Origin of the sequence: Mordavella massiliensis (assembly GCF_016901695.1) — a bacterium.
Taxonomy (GTDB): domain Bacteria; phylum Bacillota; class Clostridia; order Lachnospirales; family Lachnospiraceae; genus Claveliimonas; species Claveliimonas massiliensis_A.
This window is the reverse complement of the sequence record NZ_JACJKS010000048.1, coordinates 1-1,597: the sequence shown is the minus strand read 5'-3', so window position 1 is coordinate 1,597 and position 1,597 is coordinate 1. Positions and strand designations below refer to the sequence as shown.

General features: G+C 48.3%; 1 protein-coding gene. It reads right to left on the bottom strand.

The features are described 5' to 3' along the window. On the bottom strand, window positions 1–1,585 hold a 1,585-nt coding region (locus tag H6A20_RS13000), incomplete at its 3' end, for an InlB B-repeat-containing protein (protein ID WP_204907524.1). Window positions 1,586–1,597 lie beyond the last annotated feature (12 nt).

Below are 1,597 nucleotides of genomic sequence, written 5' to 3'. Positions count from 1 at the left end.
CGTCAAAGCGTTCCAATGGGTCGCCCAGATACACCGCCTGATAGTATTTGTAGCCTTTCAGGTGGTCGTTCAGCGGGATTTTCACCGTCATGGGATTGTCCTTGATTTCAAGGGTTTCCCCATTCTGGCGGACGCTGATGTCGTAAATGGACAGCAGGCCCGGCAGCTCCTCTTTCAGCTCCGGACGGCTTTCCAGTACGCTTTCCTGCGCGATAGTATCAGCGGAAAGGGTCGCGTCCTCCGGCACACCGTCGGTCAGGGAGATGGAAACGTTGGTGTCGGAGTTGGTCAGTTCGGTAACATTTTTCTCCCATTTTGCGTAAACCTGCATATCATACGCATTGATCCACTCGTCGCTTGCGGTATTTGCAATCCGGCTTTCATCTGTGCAGTCGGGCGATGTATACCAGCCTGCAAAGGTGTAACCCTCACGCACGGGGATAACCCCTCCGATGTCGAAAAACTGTCCGTTTTCCACGCTCTTGAGGTCAATTTCACGGATAGCTTTTTCCCCGTCCTTCAATGCTCCGCCGTTGGGATTGAAAGTAACCGTACAGCCTCTTGTAAAGATTGGCGCCAAGTTTTTGTCCCTTGCCCCTCTTTTTAAACCGTTTTCATAGTCAAAGGTTATAATGGTTTTACCGTCTTTTACCGTTTTTGTTTCACCCGAACCAATAATTGTATCTCCTCCATTATTTCTCCAGTTTTTAAAATGATAGCCGGGCCGAACAGGATTTGGCAGAACAATCTGCTGCTCTTCCCGCTGGAAATAATAGCGGTCAGGCAAATCCGCCAATTCTTCCTCGGTAAAATAGTTTTCCACGCCTTCATAGTTTATATTGTAATAAGGCTCATAAAAGGTAACATAGAACTGAGAGAAACCTCCGCCATACATCGATTGTACAGGCCCATGACCGACGTGTCCGCAGCCTTCTGTGCCCACTTCCTCGCCTTCGGCTCCCTTACCGCCGGCATAACAAGCGTCTAAACGCATGGGTAAACCAGTATTGTTAACATATCCTGCATTGAAAGTATGCCCCGGAAGTTCGCATGCCGCTTCCAAAGCGGACTGTAAATTACTATATTCTTCTTCCCCATAGGCTGATGGGTCGATCTCTAATAACTTGTTTTCAATGGCAATCTTTATCGCATTGTCATAATATTTTGTTATGGGTTCCAGCTTTGACAAATCCGGCGTGCTGGTTGTTAAATAGCCATCACTTACATACCTCGGTTCATGAGCACTGTAATTAGAATTAGGAATATTAACATATCCCAAATACAGGTCTGCATGCATGAATCTAAGCGTAGTTACATACTTCCACTTTCCGTCCGCCGTGACACACATGCAATCGCGCTTGTCAATCTCCATGTTGGGCTGTGCGGTGAAACTCTCGCCGGGCATAACCAGTATCTCCATGTTGATTCTATGCGTATCCTCATTCAAAACGTGGTCTACGTGTGTGTATTTCGGGCCGTCAGCGCCCGGCTCCTGTTCAGCAGGCGTAGTGGCTGCGGCTGCCGGTACGGCCATTCCCGCCGCCATGCAAAGCGTCAGCAAACCTGCAAGTATTTTTCGCTTCATGATTGTTTCCTC